Source organism: Streptomyces sp. NPDC002845, assembly GCF_053591955.1.
Map to the genome: position 1 here is coordinate 1 of NZ_JBSFUU010000095.1, position 17518 is coordinate 17518.

At 71.1% G+C, this 17518-nt stretch carries 14 protein-coding genes; 4 read left to right on the forward strand and 10 right to left on the reverse strand.

What is annotated here, in order from left to right:
* Positions 1 to 594 precede the first annotated feature (594 nt).
* Positions 595 to 1596 carry a tryptophan--tRNA ligase gene (trpS, locus tag ACWD3C_RS41280; RefSeq protein ID WP_451152640.1) on the forward strand — a complete coding sequence of 334 codons (1002 nt, stop codon included), beginning with the start codon at positions 595 to 597 and terminating at the stop codon, positions 1594 to 1596.
* A 105-nt stretch (positions 1597 to 1701) separates the two neighbouring features.
* Here the strand turns inward: trpS and proC are convergent, their stop codons facing one another.
* The 5 genes from proC to ACWD3C_RS41305 all read right to left on the reverse strand — a co-directional run bounded on the left by proC (position 1702) and on the right by ACWD3C_RS41305 (position 6133).
* The gene (proC, locus tag ACWD3C_RS41285; protein WP_451152642.1) at positions 1702 to 2514 is read right to left on the reverse strand and encodes a pyrroline-5-carboxylate reductase; all 813 of its coding nucleotides are present in this window, start codon (positions 2512 to 2514) and stop codon (positions 1702 to 1704) included.
* 182 nt (positions 2515 to 2696) lie between these two features.
* Positions 2697 to 3500, reverse strand: coding sequence for an ABC transporter permease (locus ACWD3C_RS41290; protein ID WP_451152644.1), 804 nt, complete (start codon positions 3498 to 3500; stop codon positions 2697 to 2699).
* Positions 3497 to 4312, reverse strand: a complete 816-nt coding sequence (locus ACWD3C_RS41295) for an ABC transporter ATP-binding protein (protein WP_451152646.1) — start codon at positions 4310 to 4312, stop codon at positions 3497 to 3499. Before ACWD3C_RS41295 ends, ACWD3C_RS41290 begins: the two co-directional genes overlap by 4 nt.
* A 336-nt stretch (positions 4313 to 4648) precedes the next feature.
* Positions 4649 to 5575: a class I SAM-dependent methyltransferase gene (locus ACWD3C_RS41300; RefSeq protein ID WP_451152648.1), complete on the reverse strand. Its 927-nt coding sequence runs from the start codon at positions 5573 to 5575 to the stop codon at positions 4649 to 4651.
* Positions 5576 to 5827: 252 nt separating this feature from the next.
* Positions 5828 to 6133 (reverse strand): SH3 domain-containing protein, encoded by a 306-nt coding sequence (locus ACWD3C_RS41305; protein ID WP_451152650.1) that lies wholly within the window; start codon positions 6131 to 6133, stop codon positions 5828 to 5830.
* A 182-nt stretch (positions 6134 to 6315) separates the two neighbouring features.
* Between ACWD3C_RS41305 and ACWD3C_RS41310 the strand changes: the two genes are divergently transcribed.
* Positions 6316 to 8439: a serine/threonine-protein kinase gene (locus tag ACWD3C_RS41310; RefSeq protein ID WP_451152652.1), complete on the forward strand. Its 2124-nt coding sequence runs from the start codon at positions 6316 to 6318 to the stop codon at positions 8437 to 8439.
* A 96-nt stretch (positions 8440 to 8535) separates the two neighbouring features.
* Here ACWD3C_RS41310 and ilvD read toward each other — a convergent pair whose 3' ends face one another.
* The 4 genes from ilvD to ACWD3C_RS41330 form a co-directional block, all read right to left on the reverse strand.
* Positions 8536 to 10389 (reverse strand): dihydroxy-acid dehydratase, encoded by a 1854-nt coding sequence (ilvD, locus tag ACWD3C_RS41315; RefSeq protein WP_451152654.1) that lies wholly within the window; start codon positions 10387 to 10389, stop codon positions 8536 to 8538.
* Between the two features lie 135 nt (positions 10390 to 10524).
* On the reverse strand, positions 10525 to 11145 hold the full coding sequence (locus tag ACWD3C_RS41320; protein ID WP_451152656.1) for a TetR/AcrR family transcriptional regulator: 621 nt from the start codon (positions 11143 to 11145) through the stop codon (positions 10525 to 10527).
* Positions 11142 to 11963, reverse strand: coding sequence for a sugar phosphate isomerase/epimerase family protein (locus ACWD3C_RS41325; protein WP_451152658.1), 822 nt, complete (start codon positions 11961 to 11963; stop codon positions 11142 to 11144). Before ACWD3C_RS41325 ends, ACWD3C_RS41320 begins: the two co-directional genes overlap by 4 nt.
* A gap of 190 nt (positions 11964 to 12153) precedes the next feature.
* On the reverse strand, positions 12154 to 13089 hold the full coding sequence (locus ACWD3C_RS41330; RefSeq protein WP_451152660.1) for a Ppx/GppA phosphatase family protein: 936 nt from the start codon (positions 13087 to 13089) through the stop codon (positions 12154 to 12156).
* Between the two features lie 71 nt (positions 13090 to 13160).
* Here ACWD3C_RS41330 and ACWD3C_RS41335 point away from each other — a divergent pair, with 71 nt between their 5' ends.
* The gene (locus ACWD3C_RS41335; RefSeq protein ID WP_451152662.1) at positions 13161 to 14000 is read left to right on the forward strand and encodes a hypothetical protein; all 840 of its coding nucleotides are present in this window, start codon (positions 13161 to 13163) and stop codon (positions 13998 to 14000) included.
* A 69-nt stretch (positions 14001 to 14069) separates the two neighbouring features.
* On the opposite strand, the gene ACWD3C_RS41340 is transcribed toward ACWD3C_RS41335, so the two are convergent.
* Positions 14070 to 15869, reverse strand: coding sequence for a BACON domain-containing protein (locus tag ACWD3C_RS41340; RefSeq protein ID WP_451152664.1), 1800 nt, complete (start codon positions 15867 to 15869; stop codon positions 14070 to 14072).
* A 217-nt stretch (positions 15870 to 16086) separates the two neighbouring features.
* On the opposite strand from ACWD3C_RS41340, the gene ACWD3C_RS41345 reads away from it, so the two are divergent.
* Positions 16087 to 17496, forward strand: coding sequence for an alpha/beta hydrolase (locus tag ACWD3C_RS41345; RefSeq protein ID WP_451152666.1), 1410 nt, complete (start codon positions 16087 to 16089; stop codon positions 17494 to 17496).
* The last annotated feature ends 22 nt before the right edge of the window (positions 17497 to 17518 follow it).

Sequence of the window (17518 nt, forward strand, 5' to 3'; positions counted from 1 at the left end):
CTGTTGAGTTCTCAAGGAACGAACGCTTCCTTCGTACTCACCCGAGAGACTCACTCTCGCGGCTTTCCTCCGGGCGCTTCCCTCCGGTCTTGCGTATCCGACTCTATCAGATCTTTTCTCGACCTGATCCCCAGTCAGCGGGGTTTGCTTTCCCGGCCGTTGGGCCGTTCCGACGAGTGAGACTTTAGCGGATTCCTGGCTCCCGACCTAATCGGGGGCTGCGCCCTTTCGAACGCGGATTCCTCATTTCGCAAATACGCATGCCAATGGCACGACGACGGAAGATCGCCGATTCTTGGGTGGTACTGCGGAATGGCTGTCCGGGGACCGACCGGAGTCGGCGCTCACGTCGGACAACTCGGAGAACAGTACGGACCGGGTCGGGGTGTGTCAACTTCGTGTCGAGGGGCGCCCCGGAGGCGTAGCCTGGTTCTTGTGACTACGCGTGCGTGTACCCAGCAGTGGTGGGCCGCCTGACGGCGGCCGGGTTCACGTATGCGCTCAACGGCCGCCGCTTCGGCGGCCGTTCTCGTATCTCCCTCCAGGAGGGGCGGCCGGCGGGCAGCGGCGGTCCTGACCGGGAGGTGGAGAGGGATGACGCGGGTCTTCAGTGGGGTCAAGCCGACAGGGCATCTGACGCTGGGGAACTACCTGGGAGCCGTACGGCGGTGGGCCGAGGTCGATCAGCACCGGACCGATGCGCTGTTCTGCATCGTCGATCTGCATGCGCTGACCGTGGACCACGATCCGGCGCGGGTGCGCAGGCTCAGTCGGCAGGCGGCGACGTTGTTGCTGGCGTCGGGGCTGGATCCGGAGCTGTGCACGGTCTTCGTACAGAGTCATGTGGATGAGCACGCGCGGTTGTCGTATGTGCTGGAGTGCGTGGCCACCGACGGGGAGATGCGGCGGATGATCCAGTACAAGGAGAAGGCGGCGCGGGAGCGGGGGCGGTCGGGTGGGGGTGTGCGGCTGTCGCTGTTGACGTATCCCGTGCTGATGGCGGCGGACATCCTGGCGTACGGGAGCGATGAGGTGCCGGTGGGGGACGACCAGGCGCAGCATGTGGAGCTGACGCGGGATCTGGCGGTGCGGTTCAACCAGCGGTACGGGCAGACCTTTGTGGTGCCGCGGGCGACCCATCCGAAGGTGGCGGCTCGGGTCATGAATCTGCAGGAGCCGAGGTCGAAGATGGGGAAGAGCGACGATGTCGGGCCGGGGGTCGTCTATCTGCTCGATGAGCCGGACGCGGTGCGGAAGAAGGTCATGCGGGCCGTGACCGACAGCGGACGGGACGTCGTGTACGACCGGGAGGGGCGGCCGGGGGTCTCGAATCTGCTGGAGATTCTCGCGGCCTGTGAGGGTGGGAACCCCGAGGAGCTGAGCGGTGTATATGAGTCGTACGGCGCTTTGAAGAAGGACACCGCCGAGGCTGTGGTCGAGTTCCTCAGGCCCGTACAGGAGAGGCACAAGGAGTTGTGCGCTGATCCTGCGTACGTGGAGGGGGTGTTGCGGAGGGGTGCGGAGAAGGCCAGAGAGATGGCGCGGCCGAGAGTGGACGCGGCGTATCGGGCGATCGGGTTGTTGCCGTCGGCGTGATGCGTGATGCGTGAGGTGTGACGGCTGATGCGGGCGGGCGGGTCTGCACTGCTTGAGGAGCCGGGGACGGGACGAGCGGGGTCCTGTCCCCGGCGGTGAGAGCGCTCAGCTGTTGTTGCCGGAGGCCAGTGCGCGGCTGCGGTCACGGGCGGCTTCGAGGGCTGCGATGAGGGCGGCTCGTACGCCGTGGTTCTCGAGTTCGCGGATGGCGTTGATCGTGGTGCCTGCGGGGGAGGTGACGTTCTCGCGGAGCCTGACCGGGTGTTCGCCGCTGTCCCGGAGCATCGTCGCCGCGCCGATCGCCGACTGGACGATCAGGTCGTGGGCCTTGTCCCGGGGCAGGCCGAGGAGGATGCCCGCGTCGGTCATGGCTTCGACCAGGTAGAAGAAGTACGCCGGGCCCGAGCCGGAGAGGGCGGTGCAGGCATCCTGCTGGGACTCGGGGACGCGGAGGGTCTTGCCCACGCCGCCGAAGATCTCCTCGGCGTGGGCGAGGTCGGCTTCGCCGGCGTGGCTGCCGGCGGAGATGACGGACATGGCCTCGTCGACGAGGGCGGGGGTGTTCGTCATGACGCGGACGACAGGGGTGCCCTGGGCGAGGCGGTCCTCGATGAAGGAGGTGGTGATGCCGGCGGCTCCGCTGATGACCAGGCGGTCGGCGGGGACGTGCGGGGCGAGTTCGTCGAGGAGGGCGCCCATGTCCTGCGGCTTGACCGTGAGGATGAGCGTGTCGGCGGTCTTGGCGGCCTCGGGGTTGGTGACCGGGGTGACTCCGTAGCGGGTGCGGAGTTCTTCGGCTCGTTCCGGGCGGCGGGCGGTGACCAGGAGGTCTGCCGGGGCCCAGCCGGCTCGGATCATTCCGCTGAGCAGGGCTTCGCCGATCTTTCCGGTGCCGAGGACTGCGACTTTCTGGGTCATGGCTGCGGGTGCCCTCCGGGGGTTCGTCGTCCTGGGGTCATCCTCGCACCGGGGTGGTGGGGGTGGGGTGGGGTGTCCGATGGGCGGACGGTGGGTTGGGCGGTGGGTTGGGCGGTTGATTGGTTGGTTCGGCTGGGGGTGGGGTGAGGGGTGTTTCGCCCCTCTGGCCATCCGGCCTGCGGCTATGTCGTTCGGCGGCGGAGGGTTGCCGCGCCCAGGGTGAGGACCAGGAGGGCACAGCCCGCGACGATCAGGATGTCGCGGAGGAAGGTGGCGGTCATGTCCGTGTGACGGAGGACCTCGTTCATGCCGTCGACGGCGTAGGACATGGGGAGGACGTTGGAGATGGCCTCCAGGACGGGGTGCATGTTCTCGCGGGGGGTGAAGAGGCCGCAGAGCAGGAGTTGGGGGAAGATCACGGCCGGCATGAACTGGACCGCCTGGAATTCGGAGGCGGCGAAGGCCGAGACGAAGAGGCCCAGGGCGGTGCCGAGCAGGGCGTCCAGGAGGGCTACGACCAGCAGGAGCCAGGGGGAGCCCGTTACGTCCAGGTCGAGGAACCAGAGGGCCAGGGCCGTGGCCAGGGAGGACTGGATGATCGCCAGGACGCCGAAGGCCAGGGCGTAGCCGGCGATGAGGTCGGCTTTGCCCAAGGGCATGGCCAGGAGGCGTTCGAGGGTGCCCGAGGTTCGTTCGCGGAGTGTGGCGATCGATGTCACCAGGAACATCGTGATGAGGGGGAAGATGCCCAGGAGCGATGCGCCGATGTTGTCGAAGGTGCGCGGGCTGCCGTCGAAGACGTAGCGAAGCAGGAGCAGCATCACGCACGGGACGAGGAGCATGAGCGCGATCGTGCGGGGGTCGTGGGCCAGCTGGCGCAGGACCCGGGCCGCCGTCGCCGTCGTTCGGGAGTAGTTGATCGCGCTGGGGCGGGGCGGGGCGGTGGGTGTGGGGGTCGTCGTATTCGTGGTGTTCTTCGTGTTCATCGGACGCTCTCCTTTCGTGCCGCGCCTGCTGCGATCGCCTCGTCGACCAGGCGCAGGAAGGCGGCCTCGACGGTCTCCGAGCCGGTACGGGTGCGCAGGGCGTCCGGGGTGTCGTCGGCGAGGATCTCGCCCTCGCGCATGAGGAGGAGGCGGTGGCAGCGCTCGGCCTCGTCCATGACGTGGGAGGAGATCAGGAGCGTTGCGCCGCGTTCGGCCGCGATGTCGTGGAAGAGGCTCCACAGGTCGCGGCGGAGGACCGGGTCGAGGCCGACGGTCGGTTCGTCGAGGACCAGGAGTTCGGGGGTGCCCAGGAGTGCCACCGCGAGGGAGACGCGGCTGCGCTGGCCGCCGGAGAGGTTGCCCGCGAGGGCGTCGGCGTGGGAGGTGAGGTCGACGTCGTCGATGGCCCGGGTCACGTTCTCGTGGCGGCGTTCGGCGGCGGCGCGGCCCGGGGCGAGGATCGCCGCGAAGTAGTCCAGGTTCTGGCGGATCGTCAGGTCGTCGTAGACGGACGGGGCCTGGGTGACGTAGCCGATGCGGGCGCGGAGCGTGGCGTCGCCGGCGGGGCGGCCGAGGACTTCCAGCGTGCCGGTGACCTTGGCCTGGGTGCCGACGATCGCGCGCATCAACGTGGACTTCCCGCAGCCCGAGGGGCCGAGGAGGCCGGTGATCTGGCCGGGTGGAACGGCGAAGTCGAGGTCCCGGAGGACCGTACGGGGGCCTCGCACGACTGTGAGGCCCTGGGCTCGGACGGTGGGGGCGTCCGAGTGGTCGGGAGGGGGGCTGGGGGGCGTTGCCGAGATATTCATCATGTGATGATTATTGCCCCTGTGGGGGTGTCGGCGTCAAGCGCGGAGGGCGCCACGGGCGCGGCGAATGGGGGCGCAGGGGCAGGGAACGCCGCGTGCGGGGTGCTCGGGGTGATTCCGGTGGCCGCGCCGGCCGGGGTGCTTGTGCACGCGAGGTGCGAGCTCGCGCCCGTACGGGAGGCGGTGGTGCCGGCCGGCGGCAAGACCGCGTCGGAGCCGAGCAATTTTCATGAGCATGTCAAAATGGCACGTGGTGCGGGCGACCGGCAACGCCGCGTTTCTGCTGTTGCCGAAGCTGCTGGGTGCGTTGCCGGGGGGGGGCCGAGGGTGGGGATGGGGTCAGGGGCGTATGGCCACCAGCAGGTCCACGTCGTAGACCTCCTCTATGAACCCGTCGGGGAAGAGCGTCAGCAGGTGGTTCCGCTCCTCGGTGAAGAAGGTGCTGGTGTTCTCCTCGCCGAGGACCAAGAAGGCCGAGTGGCTGGCGATATTGGCGAGGTGGGTGTCCAGGGGGACGCGGCGGCTCCAGCGGATCTGGCGGCGGGTGAAGTCCAGTTGGCCGGCGGTGTCCGCGAGCGCGGCCTGGGCGCCGCTGCAGTTCTTCTCGGCCGCTGCGTCCACGCCGAGGAAGCGATGGATGCGGGTGGCGGCCTCGGCGATCCAGGGGACGTCGAGGGCGTCCGTGTTCCACCACAGGGCGAGGGCGCCGCCCGGGCGCAGTACGCGGAGCGCCTCCGGCGTTGAGCGGGTGGGGTCGGTCCAGTGCCAGGACTGGGCGTAGGTGATGAAGTCGGCGGAGGTGTCGGCGAGCGGCAGGGCGTTGCCGTCGCCTCGGACGATCGGGACGGTGGGGAGGGTCTGGCGGAACTGAGCGGTCATGCCGTCGCCGGGGTCGACGGCTAGCGGGTCCGGGGAAGTGCGGGTGCGTTCCCGCGTCGTTCGGTGCGTGCTCTCGGCGTGCCGGACGAAGGTCCTCGTAGCGGAGCTACTTGGACCTTTGGCCGGTGCGGCGAGAGTGCGTGCCTGCACTTCCCCGGGGTCGCTTAGGACGTTTGCGCCGTGGTGGTGGAGGAGGGTGGTCGCGATGCCTGTGCCGGCGCCTACGTCGATGGTTCGGGCGCCGGTGAGGGGGCGGGCTGCCAGGTGTTCGAGCGTGGTGAGGAGTTCGGGTGGGTAGGAGGGGCGGTTCTTGGCGTACTGGGCTGCGGCGGTGTTGAAGGAGTGAGCGCGGGGTGCCTGCGGCGCGGTGGGGGGTCTATTCGCCATAGGGGTCTCTTTGTGGGTGGGTGCCGGTTTTGTTGCGGCCGGTCGCGCCCGCGCGGCGGAGCCGCACAATGTCACAGCCCCGCGCCCCTTCGGGGCGCGTGGTGGGTCGGGGCCGCGCCGGTACGTCACGCCCGTCGCGTGTGGACAGACGGCCCGGGGGTGGTGAGGGGGCTGTTGGTCGAGCCCTCTGTATGCGACGGGCGTTGACGTACCGGCGCGGCCCCTTCCGCCGTCGTGCGGGTGCGGGTGTCTTCAGGAGCAGCGCGGGGCCACGTAGCCGTCGCTGCCTGTGTAGACGTAGGCGTCCGAGACGTACTCGCCGTCGCCGATGTTGTCCCAGATCTTTGTCGTGCCGTAGGGGCCGGTGATGGTCTGGCCCGGGCGTTGGCAGTAGATCGGGACGCGGGCGCCCTCGGGGAGGACGCGGACGACGGGGTAGGTGGTGCTGGGACCGGAGCGGACGTTGAGGCGGACTCCTGGGGCTATCGGGTAGTAGCGCAGGGCCGCCGTCGTCGGCTCGTCGCCGCTCTCGGTCTCTTCTATGCGGTCAACACTCATCACAAAACCTCCCCCGTTGATCCCCATGACTGCCATGGGGTCCCGTTGATACCCCCGAAATGCGCCATGCACACATGTGCGTTCATCGCACGTGGGGGCCAGCAGGCCGCCTCGGTCTTGTGCAGGTCATCGACTAGGCTCCGAGCGTCGCGCGTGCGAACGAACAGCACGGGGGTGGGTCCATGGCGTCACAGCGGAACAGCGGGGCGGATTCGGAAGCGGAACTTCCCGAGTACGCCGGTCAGTACCGTCTGGAGTCGCGGCTGGGCTCGGGTGGCATGGGCGTGGTGCATCTGGCCAGTTCGACCTCGGGGCTGCGGCTGGCCGTCAAGGTGGTGCATGCCGAGTTCGCGAAGGACCCCGAGTTCAGGGGGCGCTTCCGGCAGGAGGTGGCTGCCGCGCGAAGGGTGAGCGGGGCGTTCACCGCACCCGTCGTCGACGCCGACCCGGAGGGCGAACGGCCGTGGATGGCCACGCTGTTCATCCCGGGGCCCACGCTCGCGGAGCAGGTGAAGCGGAACGGGCCGATGGCGCCGGCTCAGTTGCGCCGGCTGATGGCGGGGCTGGCTGAGGCGCTGCGTGACATCCACCGGGTGGGAGTCGTCCACCGGGATCTGAAGCCGAGCAATGTGCTGCTCGCCGAGGACGGCCCGAAGGTCATCGACTTCGGCATATCCCGGCCACGGGACAGCGAACTGCGGACCGAGACCGGCAAGTTGATCGGTACGCCGCCGTTCATGGCGCCCGAGCAGTTCCGGCGGCCGAGGGAGGTGGGACCCGCCGCCGACATCTTCGCGCTGGGTTCCGTGCTGGTGCACGCGGCGACCGGGCGCGGTCCCTTCGACTCGGACAGTCCGTACGTCGTCGCGTATCAGGTCGTGCACGACGAGCCCGACCTGACCGGAGTGCCGGAGAACCTCGCGCCGCTCGTCCTGCGCTGTCTCGCCAAGGAGCCCGAGGACCGGCCCACTCCGGACGAGCTGATGCGCGAACTGCGGTCCGTGGCGGCCTCGTACGACACCCAGGTTTTCATTCCCGCGCAGCGGGAGGACGACCCGGTGGTGCGGCGGGAGGAGAAGGCGGAGTCGGAGTTCTCGGAGGGGGGTCGGGCCGGGAAGCGGCTTCGCAGGCGGATGGTTCTTGTGGCCGGGGCGATCGTCCTGCTTGCGGGTGGGGCGTTCGCCTCCGTTCAGCTGGTCGGCGGTGACAGTGGCGGGGGTACGCCCCGGGGCGGCGGCGTGCGGTCCGCGCCGGCCGCCGGGCACGACGCGTGGGAGACCACGGTCGGTTCCAAGGGCGACGGCACACCTCAGTGCTCGTACGGGGCGGGGAAGTTGCTCTGCGCGCAGCCGGGGCTGGTCTCGGCCCTCGACCCGGACGACGGCAGGGTCCTGTGGCGGCACACCGTGGCCGAGAGCGATGTCGCCGATGTGCCGCCCGTGTTGTCGGGCGGGCTGGTTCACGTACTGACAGACCAGGGCAGACGTATGGAGGCGCTCGACCCCGCCACGGGCGACTCCCGGTGGGATCTGGACACGTCCGCCTATCGTGCCGTGCAACATGCGGGGGGCATGCTCCTGCTCACCGGGCTGGACGGGACGGTCACCGGCGTGGACGGCGCGTCGGGTGACACGAGGTGGGAGCACCGGATACCGGGCCAGCCCCTGCCGTCCTTCACGTCGTTCGGCGGTGACCGGCTGGCGTACGCGGCGAGCCCCGCCGACGACGGGTCGGGCACGCGCGTCACCGCGGTCGATCCGGACACGGGGGACGTGCGGTGGGACGCGCTGCTGGAGGGCACCCTGCGACCGGTCGGCAGCGACGGCGGCGCCCTCGTTCTCGCCCTGGTGGACAGCGTTTACGGCGACACGGCCGCTGTCGTTCACTACGACCCGGAGACCGAGGCGTCGTTCCGGGTGTCCCTGCCGGTCCGGCTCGAACAGGCCCGCGCCACCGTGCTGGGGGACCAGGTCTTCCTGATGGCCTCCGGCGGCACCCTGATGGCCGTCGACCTGGACGCCCGGGAGGAGCGGTGGCGCCTGGAGACAGCCGTGCTCCGGGGTTCCGCGCCCGTCACCGACGGCACGCACGTCTACTTCACCGCCCCCGACGGCCGGCTGCTCGGCGTGGACGCCCGCAAGGGGAAGCTCCTCGGGCAGACCTCGCCCCGGCTCGGCACCAACTCGGACCGGGTCGTGGCCGCGCTGCCCGACCCCGTGATCGTCGGCGACCGGGTCTGCACGAGCGCACCGGACGGGACCGTGTTCGGGGTGGACGGGCGTGACCCGTTCGGCTGGAGGGCGTAGACAACCTGACGTACACGATCTGACGTAGACGATCTGACTGGGGCAAGGAAGGAGGGGCCGCTCTCTCTGGAGAGAGCGGCCCCTCCTTCTTCGGGCTCAGCCCAGCTTGCTCACGTCCCGCACCGCGCCCTTGTCCGCGCTGGTCGCCATCGCGGCGTAGGCGCGCAGGGCGGCGGAGACCTTGCGGTCGCGGGAGGCGGGGGCGTAGGCGCCGTTCAGGGCCTCGCGGCGGGACGCCAGCTCGGAGTCGTCGACCAGTAGCTCGATCGAGCGGTTCGGGATGTCGATGCGGATGCGGTCGCCGTCCTGGACGAGGGCGATGGTGCCGCCGGACGCGGCCTCCGGGGAGGCGTGGCCGATGGAGAGGCCGGAGGTGCCGCCGGAGAAGCGGCCGTCGGTGATGAGGGCGCAGGTCTTGCCGAGGCCGCGGCCCTTGAGGTACGAGGTCGGGTAGAGCATCTCCTGCATGCCGGGGCCGCCCTTGGGGCCCTCGTAGCGGATGACGACGACGTCGCCGTCGGTGATGCGCTTGGTGAGGATCTTCTCGACTGCCTCTTCCTGCGACTCGCAGACGACCGCCGGGCCCTCGAAGGTCCAGATCGACTCGTCGACGCCCGCGGTCTTCACCACGCAGCCGTCGACCGCGAGGTTGCCCCTCAGGACCGCCAGGCCGCCGTCCTTCGAGTACGCGTGCTCGGCGCTGCGGATGCAGCCGTTCTCGGCGTCGTCGTCCAGGGCCTCCCAGCGCTCGGACTGGGAGAATGCCTCGGCGGAGCGGACGCAGCCCGGGGCCGCGTGCCACAGTTCCACCGCCTCCGGGGACGGGGAGCCGCCGCGCACGTCCCAGGTCTTCAGCCAGTCGGCGAGGGACGGGCTGTGGACCGAGTGGACATCCTCGTTGAGCAGGCCCGCGCGGTGGAGTTCGCCGAGGAGGGCGGGGATGCCGCCGGCGCGGTGCACGTCCTCCATGTAGTACGTGCGGTTCTTGGCCACGTTCGGCGCGACCTTCGCCAGGCAGGGGACCCGGCGCGAGACCGCGTCGATCTCGGTCAGGCCGAACGGGACGCCCGCCTCCTGGGCCGCGGCCAGCAGGTGCAGGATCGTGTTCGTGGAGCCGCCCATCGCGATGTCCAGCGCCATCGCGTTCTCGAAGGCCGCGAAGGAGGCGATGTTGAGCGGCAGGACCGTGTCGTCGTCCTGCTCGTAGTAGCGGCGGGTGATGTCCATGACCGTGCGGGCGGCGTCCTCGTACAGCGCCCGGCGGGCCGTGTGGGTGGCGAGCACCGAGCCGTTGCCGGGGAGGGACAGGCCGATCGCCTCGGTCAGGCAGTTCATCGAGTTGGCGGTGAACATGCCGGAGCAGGAGCCACAGGTCGGACAGGCGTTCTCCTCGATACGGAGGATGTCCTCGTCGGAGATCTTGTCGTTCACGGCGTCGGAGATCGCGTCGACCAGGTCGAGCGTACGCACCGTGCCGTCGACCAGGGTGGCCCGGCCGGACTCCATCGGGCCGCCGGAGACGAAGACCGTGGGGATGTTCAGGCGGAGGGCCGCCATCAGCATGCCCGGGGTGATCTTGTCGCAGTTGGAGATGCAGATCAGGGCGTCGGCGCAGTGGGCCTCGACCATGTACTCGACGCTGTCCGCGATCAGGTCGCGGGAGGGCAGGGAGTACAGCATTCCGCCGTGGCCCATCGCGATGCCGTCGTCCACGGCGATCGTGTTGAACTCGCGCGGGATGCCGCCGGCCTCGACGATCGCCTCGCTGACGATCCGGCCGACCGGCGCGAGGTGGGTGTGGCCCGGCACGAACTCCGTGAAGCTGTTGGCGACCGCGATGATCGGCTTGCGGCCGATGTCCGCACCGGGTACACCGGAGGCCCGCATAAGGGCGCGGGCGCCCGCCATGTTGCGGCCGTGGGTGACTGTGCGGGACCTCAGCTCGGGCATCGTCGCTCGCTCCTTCAGAGGGTTCTGATTGTGTCGAGCGTACGCCGGTGCTCCAGCACCCGGACACCTCGTCCGGGATACGGGACGTACATCTCGGTCAGCGGCCATCCGTACGAGTACGGGGCGAGCGTGCGCTCAGGGGTTCGTCAGATGTCCCTGTACGACGGGTGCCACGCGCGTGATGATCTGCTCCACGTCCGCCGAGGCCAGGGGCTCGATCTTGATGACGTAGCGGATCATCGCGATGCCCACGAGCTGGGCGGCCGCGAGTTCGACGCGCAGCTCCGCGTCCGGGGCGTCGAGCCGTCCGGCGATGCGGCGCAGGAGCTGGGAGGCGATGAGGCGGCGGAAGACGGCGGCCGCGGTCTCGTTGTTCACGGCGGAACGGACGATCGCGAGGAGTGGTGTACGGGTCGCCGGGTTCTCCCAGAGGCCGAGGATGACGCGGGTCATGCTCTCGCCCACGGTGTCGAGAGGGCCCTCGGCGACCGCGTCCCGCACCTTCAGGGCGGGCGCGAACGCCACCTCGACGGCCGCCTCGAAGACCTGCTCCTTGGTGCCGAAGTAGTGGTGCACGAGAGCCGAGTCGACCCCGGCGGCCTTGGCGATGCCGCGTACGGAGGTCTTGTCGTAGCCGCGCTCGGAGAACTCCTCGCGGGCGGCTTCGAGGATGAGGTCGCGGGTGGCGGGGGCGTCCGCGCTCTCCGTACGGGAGGGCCGTCCCCGGCGGCGGGGGGCGGGGCTCGGTGCGGTCACGGCCGGGGCACCCGCACCGCCGAGGCGAGGTGCAGCCGGGTGAACGCGAGGGCCTCCGCCAGGTCGGCCTCGCGCTCGGCGCCGGACATCGCGCGGCGGGTGTTGACCTCGATGACGACGTGCCCGTCGAACCCGGTCAGGGCGAGCCGTTCCAGCAGCTCGGCGCAGGGCTGGTTGCCCCGGCCCGGGACGAGGTGCTCGTCCTTCGCGGAGCCCCGGCCGTCGGCGAGGTGCACGTGGCCGAGCCGGTCGCCCATGCGGTCCACCATCTGCAGGGCGTCCGTGCGGGCGGTCGAGGCATGGCTGAGGTCGATCGTGAAGTGCCGGTAATCGTCCTTCGTCACGTCCCAGTCGGGGGCGTACGCCAGCATCTCGCGGTCGCGGTATCGCCAGGGGTACATGTTTTCGACAGCGAACCGTACGTCCGTCTCGTTCGCCATCCGCCAGATCCCGGCGACGAAGTCGCGCGCGTACTGGCGCTGCCAGCGGAACGGGGGGTGCACGACGACGGTGGTGGCGTCCAGCTTCTCGGCGGCCGCCTGGGCGCGCTGGAGCTTGGTCCAGGGGTCGGTGGACCATACCCGCTGGGTGATCAGCAGGCAGGGGGCGTGTACGGCGAGGATCGGGATCCGGTGGTAGTCGCTGAGCCTGCGCAGCGCCTCGATGTCCTGGCTGACCGGGTCGGTCCACACCATGACCTCGACGCCGTCGTACCCGAGGCGCGCGGCGATCTCGAAGGCCGTCGCCGTCGACTCCGGGTAGACGGAGGCCGTCGACAGGGCGACCTTCGCATCCGGGATGCGGACTGGTTCCACCACGAGGGACAGGTTACGGGGTGCGGTCGGGTGGTGGGCGGGGGTGGTGGGGCTTTGGCCGGGGGTGGTTGTCGGGCGGGGGTTCGTTGGGGTGCCTATTCGCCGTGGGAGGTTTTGGGTGTGGGCGCGTGCGGCTTGTATGGGGCTGGTCGCGCCCACGCGGCGGAGCCGCGTATGTCACAGCCCTGTGCCCCTACGGGGCGCTCGGCATGTGGTCCAGGCGCCTGAGGATTACGCCCTCCCGGAGTGCCCACGGACAGATCTCCAAGGTCTCCACCCCGAACAGGTCCATCGCGCCCTCCGCCACCAGCGCGCCCGCGAGGAGCTGCTCCGCGCGGCCCTCGGAGACGCCCGGGAGTTCCGCGCGCTCGGCGGTGGTCATGCCGGCGAGCTGGGGGACCCAGGCCTCCAGGGACTCCCGTTTCAGTTCGCGCTGGACGTAGAGGCCCTCGGCGGAGCGGGCGGCGCCGCCGATGCGGGCGAGCTGTTTGAAGGTCTTGGAGGTGGCGACGACGTGGTCGGGGGCGCCGAAGCGGCTGAACTCGCCGACCGTACGGGCGATCTGGGCCCGTACATGGCGGCGCAGGGCGCGGGCGGCGTCCGGGTCGGGCGGGTCGCCGGGGAGCCAGCCGGCGGTGAGGCGGCCGGCGCCGAGGGGGAGGGAGACGGCGGCGTCGGGTTCCTCGTCGATGCCGTACGCGATCTCCAGGGAGCCGCCGCCGATGTCGAGGACCAGCAGCTTCCCGGCCGACCAGCCGAACCAGCGGCGGGCGGCGAGGAAGGTCAGGCGGGCCTCCTCCTCGCCGGTGAGGACCTGGAGTTCGACGCCCGTTTCGGCCTTCACGCGCGCGAGGACGTCGTCGGCGTTGCCGGCCTCGCGGACCGCGGAGGTGGCGAAGGGCAGCACGTCCTCGACGCCCTTGTCCTCGGCGGCCTCCAGGGCGTCCCGGACGACCGCGATCAATTTGTCGACCCCTTCGGGGCCGATGGCTCCGGCCTCGTCGAGGAGTTGGGCAAGGCGCAGGTCCGCCTTGTGCGAGTGCGCGGGCAGGGGGCGCGCTCCCGGGTGTGCGTCCACCACCAGCAGATGCACCGTGTTCGATCCCACGTCGAGGACACCGAGTCTCATGGACGGAACGCTACTGCCAGCGGGGCCGTCCTCCGTCGTCGGTGCGGGCTTCGGCGCCTTACCCTGGACGGGTGCCAAAGACGAAAAAGGCAAAGGCCGACAAGTCGGCAGTGTCCGCCAAGGTCAAGAAGGTGAAGAAGGGCGCCCCGGGGTCCGGCTCGCCGGACGAGAAGGGGCTCGACTTCGCGCGGGCGTGGGTGGAGTTCCCGGATCCGGCGGACGACGAGCAGGTCTTCCGCTGCGATCTGACCTGGCTGACCTCCCGCTGGAACTGCGTCTTCGGCAGCGGCTGCCAGGGCATCCAGGCGGGCCGCGCCGACGACGGCTGCTGCACGCTGGGGGCGCACTTCTCGGACGAGGACGACGAGAAGCGGGTGGCCGAGCATGTGGCGAGGCTCACGCCGGAGCTCTGGCAGTTCCACGACGTGGGCATGGAGACCGGCTGGATCTCTCAGGACGAGGACGGTGAGCGGCAGACCCGTCCGTACCAGGGTTCGTGCATCTTCCAGAACCGGCCCGGTTTCGCGGGCGGCGCGGGCTGCTCGCTGCACATCCTGGCCCTGAGGGAGGACCGCGAGCCGCTGGAGACCAAGCCGGACGTCTGCTGGCAGCTTCCGGTGCGGCGGACGTACGACTGGATCGACCGGCCCGATGACACGCGGGTGCTCCAGGTGTCGATCGGTGAGTACGACCGCCGGGGCTGGGGTCCGGGCGGCCACGATCTGCACTGGTGGTGCACGTCGGCGACCTCGGCGCACGGCGCGGGCGAGCCGGTGTACGTGTCGTACCGGGCCGAGCTGACTGAGCTGATGGGCAAGGCGGGGTACGACCGCCTCGTCGAGTTGTGCGAGGAACGGCTCGCGGCGGGGCTGCCGCTGGTGGCACCGCATCCGGCCGATCCGACGGACTGAAGTAGTTCTACGGACTGAAGCAGTTCTACGGGCCGAAACGGTTCTGTCGTGGTGGGCGCGACCGGCCTGCTACGACGACAGGCTCGGGTCGCCGCTGTCGCCGGGCGGTGGCGTCGAGCCCTCGGGGGCCGAGGGGGTCGGCTCCGTGGGAGGCGGTGTGCTCGGGGGCGGGTCGGCGGACGGCGGCGGGGTGCTGGGCGGGGGCTCGGCGGTCGGGGGCGGGTTGCCGGGGTCGCTCGGGGTGGGCTGTGTGGGCCGGGGGCGCGTGTCGGGCGGTGTGGGGTGCGGGCGCGGTCCCGGGGCGGAGGGCGCGGGGGCGGTGCCGTACCCCTCGATGGTGACGGTGGTTCCGGTGGGTGTGATCGACACCCGCGCGTCCCAGTACCCGGAGGGCTCGCGCAGATGGTCGACGTACACCTTGATCGTCAACGATTCGCCGGGGCGCAGGGTTCCCGAGGACTGGCTGAAGTAGAGCCAGCCGGCGCCGGTGCGCGCGGCCCAGTGGAGGGAGGAACCGCCGGACGCGGTGAGGGTGATGAGGGTGGTGTCGCCGTTGTGTGCGGCGGTCACGTCGAGTTGTCCGGCGCCCCGGCCGGGGGTGCTGATGACCTCGACGGAGACGTCGGAGTCGTGCTTGCGTTTCCTGCTGAACGGGCCTTCTGGCCTGGTGCTGGCGTTCCCGGCGTTCTCGTAGCCGGGGGTGTCCTGGTCGCCGAGGGCGTCGGGGTCCTGGGCCTCGCTGGCGGTGGCCGAGCGGCCTTCGACGCCCTCGCCGGTCAGGGGGGCACCCCGGTAGGCGGCCCAGAGGGCGAGCACGGGGGCGGCGACGACGGTGGCGACGACGGTCGTCGTGACGGCACGCGCGCGTAGGCGGTCTCTTCGGGCGGCGTGGTCCTTGGGGTCCATCGGGAATCCGCGCCGGTCGAAGCGCGGAGCGTTGCCCCGCGCGCGTGGGGTGTGCGCCATGGCGATGTGCAGGGCCCCGCGCGGGGCTTCGAGGACGGGGAGCGCGGCGGGCGTGACGCTGGTGCCGGGCCACAGCCCCGGGATGGCGCGCTCGGCGGTGCGGCGGCAGCGGGGGCAGTCGTCCACGTGCCGGACCAGTTCGCGGCGGACGCCGGCGCTGAGGACGAGCTGATGGTCGCCGGTGAGCCGGGCGACGCTCGGGCAGGTGCCGGTCTCCACGACGGCGAGGGCGGCGCGGGTGCGCTCCACCTCGCAGGCGGCGGAGGCGAGCAGTTCGCGGGTGGAGGGGAGGTCCATGCCGAGCACGGCGGCGACCTCGTGGGCGCCGAGCTGGTGGCGTACGGCCAGTTCGAGGGCCTCGCGCTGCTCCGGTGTCGTACCGGCGGCCTCCGGCCAGGCCAGCAGGGCGAGTTCGCGCCGGCGCCGCGCCTGGACCTCCTCGGCGGCGGGGGATGCGCCGAGGGCCTGGGCGGCGCGGCGGTCGGCGGCCTTGTGCGCCTGTTTATCGCCCTCGTCGGGGCCGCCCTCTTTGGGGGCCGGGCGGCGACCGGCCGCGTGGGTCGCCTGGCGCCTGCGCCGGGCCTCGACGAGCTTGCGCAGACAGGCCCAGCGGGCGAGGGCGTACAGCCAGGCCCGGCGGTCGTCCGCGGACTCGGGGCCCCGGCGGCGGTCGGCGACCACGAGGACATCGCCCAGGGCCGCGGTGGCCGCGTCGTGGTCGCACAGGACGGACAGGCAGTAGGTGAACAGGCCGTCCAGATAGGGCTCGTAGCGCGCGGGCGGGCGCTGGACCAGGGTGCGGGTGTGCGCGCCACGCGGCGCGGCCCCACGCTTGCGCGCGTCGCCACGCGCCCGGTGTACGCCGGTGGCGCGGGTGGAGGTTTCCGGACTGCTGCTCATCACCCGTGCGACCGTAGGCGTCCTCCGGTGGCCCCTTCTCCCCCCTTGAGCACTTTTAATCCGTACGGGTGAAACGATCCCTCATAAGGGGACAGGAGCCCCTGGTTCCGCGACCGGTTCCCTACGGGTCCTGGCCGGAACAGGGGATTACGGACCATTTCATTATCACGTTGTGCATTCTGTTGACGGCCACGAGAAATACGCCCTACATTCCGGGGCCATGGCCTTACGCCCCCGCACACAACGCCGTCTCGGCGCCCGCGCCCTCGTCGCCCTGGCCACCGCCCTCACCCTCTCGCTGACCGCCGGAAGCGCGGCCGGCGCCGCTCCCCCGGCGGACGCCGCGTCCGCCGAGCGGCTCACCGGTACCCTCGCCGACGGCGCCACCTGGATCGCCGACGTCCCTCAGGACTGGAACGGCACCCTGATCCTGTTCAGCCACGGCTTCGGCATCACCACCGCCCAGAACGCCCCCTCCGAGGACGTACGCCTCCGCCTCCTCGAAGAGGGCTACGCGCTCACCGGCTCCTCGTACGACCCGAACGGCTCCCTGTGGGGTCTGGAGAGCGCCGAACGCGACCAGTTGGCGACGCTCGACGCCGTCACGGCGAAGATCGGCGAACCCGAACTCACCCTCTCCATGGGCCAGTCCATGGGCGGCCTCGTGGGCGCCCGGCTCGCCCGCGACGGCGCCGGCGGCATCGACGGCGGGCTCGGCCTGTGCGGCCTGGTGGCCGGCGCCAACGACCTGGAGAACTACCAGCTCGACGCCGAGTACACGATTGCCCGCCTGCTGCTGCCCGGCGTGCCGGTGAAGCTGGTCGGCTTCGCCTCCCGGGCCGAGGCGGCCGCCACCGCCCAGCAGCTCTCCGCCGCCGTCACCGCCGCCCAGGAGACCCCCGAGGGCCGGGCCCGCATCGCGCTCGCCGCCGCCTTCCTCAACCTGCCCGCGTGGGCGCCCGGCCAGGACCGGCCCGCCCCCGGCGACTGGGCGGGGCAGCAGGAGCAGCAGTACGCGTGGTTCGCGCAGGGCATCCTGTCCTTCATCGAGGTCGGCCGGTACGAGATCGAACAGTCCGTCGGCGGCAACAACTCCTGGAACCGTGGCGTCGACTACGCGCGCGTGCTGGCCGGTTCGACGCACGCCCGCCAGGTCCGGGCGCTCTACAGGTCGGCCGGTCTGGACCTGCGCGCCGACCTGCGCATCCTCACCGAGGGCGCCACGATCACCGCCGACCCGGAGGCGGTCCGTACGGCGGAGCGCACCTCGTCCGCCGGGCAGGGCCTGGCCGTACCGCTGCTCGACATCCACACCACCGCCGACAACCTCGTGCCGGTCGAGCAGGAGAACCGGTTCGCCGACCGGGTGCGCGCGTCCGGCGACGGGGCTCTGCTGCGGCAGGCGTACGTCGAACGCCAGGGCCACTGCGCCTTCACCACCGCCGAGACCGTCGCCGCCCTGCGTGCCCTCGAACACCGTGTCGGCACCGGCCGCTGGGGTGTCTCGGCGACACCGGCCGCGCTCCAGAAGGCCGCGCTCGAACTCGGCCCGGACGGAGCGGCGTACATCCCGTACCGGCCGGCGGAACTGACGGTGGGCCGCGCGCACGTGCCGTACGACCGCTCGTAAGAGCGGTCACTGATGCCCGGTG

Excerpts from the sequence above, each read along its gene's own strand:
- ACWD3C_RS41310 (WP_451152652.1), top strand. The coding sequence starts at position 6,316 with ATGGCGTCACAGCGGAACAGCGGGGCGGATTCGGAAGCGGAACTTCCC.
- ACWD3C_RS41295 (WP_451152646.1), bottom strand. The coding sequence starts at position 4,312 with ATGATGAATATCTCGGCAACGCCCCCCAGCCCCCCTCCCGACCACTCG.
- ACWD3C_RS41345 (WP_451152666.1), top strand. The coding sequence starts at position 16,087 with ATGGCCTTACGCCCCCGCACACAACGCCGTCTCGGCGCCCGCGCCCTC.
- ACWD3C_RS41330 (WP_451152660.1), bottom strand. The coding sequence starts at position 13,089 with ATGAGACTCGGTGTCCTCGACGTGGGATCGAACACGGTGCATCTGCTG.
- trpS (WP_451152640.1), top strand. The coding sequence starts at position 595 with ATGACGCGGGTCTTCAGTGGGGTCAAGCCGACAGGGCATCTGACGCTG.
- ACWD3C_RS41300 (WP_451152648.1), bottom strand. The coding sequence starts at position 5,575 with ATGGCGAATAGACCCCCCACCGCGCCGCAGGCACCCCGCGCTCACTCC.
- ACWD3C_RS41305 (WP_451152650.1), bottom strand. The coding sequence starts at position 6,133 with ATGAGTGTTGACCGCATAGAAGAGACCGAGAGCGGCGACGAGCCGACG.
- proC (WP_451152642.1), bottom strand. The coding sequence starts at position 2,514 with ATGACCCAGAAAGTCGCAGTCCTCGGCACCGGAAAGATCGGCGAAGCC.
- ilvD (WP_451152654.1), bottom strand. The coding sequence starts at position 10,389 with ATGCCCGAGCTGAGGTCCCGCACAGTCACCCACGGCCGCAACATGGCG.
- ACWD3C_RS41290 (WP_451152644.1), bottom strand. The coding sequence starts at position 3,500 with ATGAACACGAAGAACACCACGAATACGACGACCCCCACACCCACCGCC.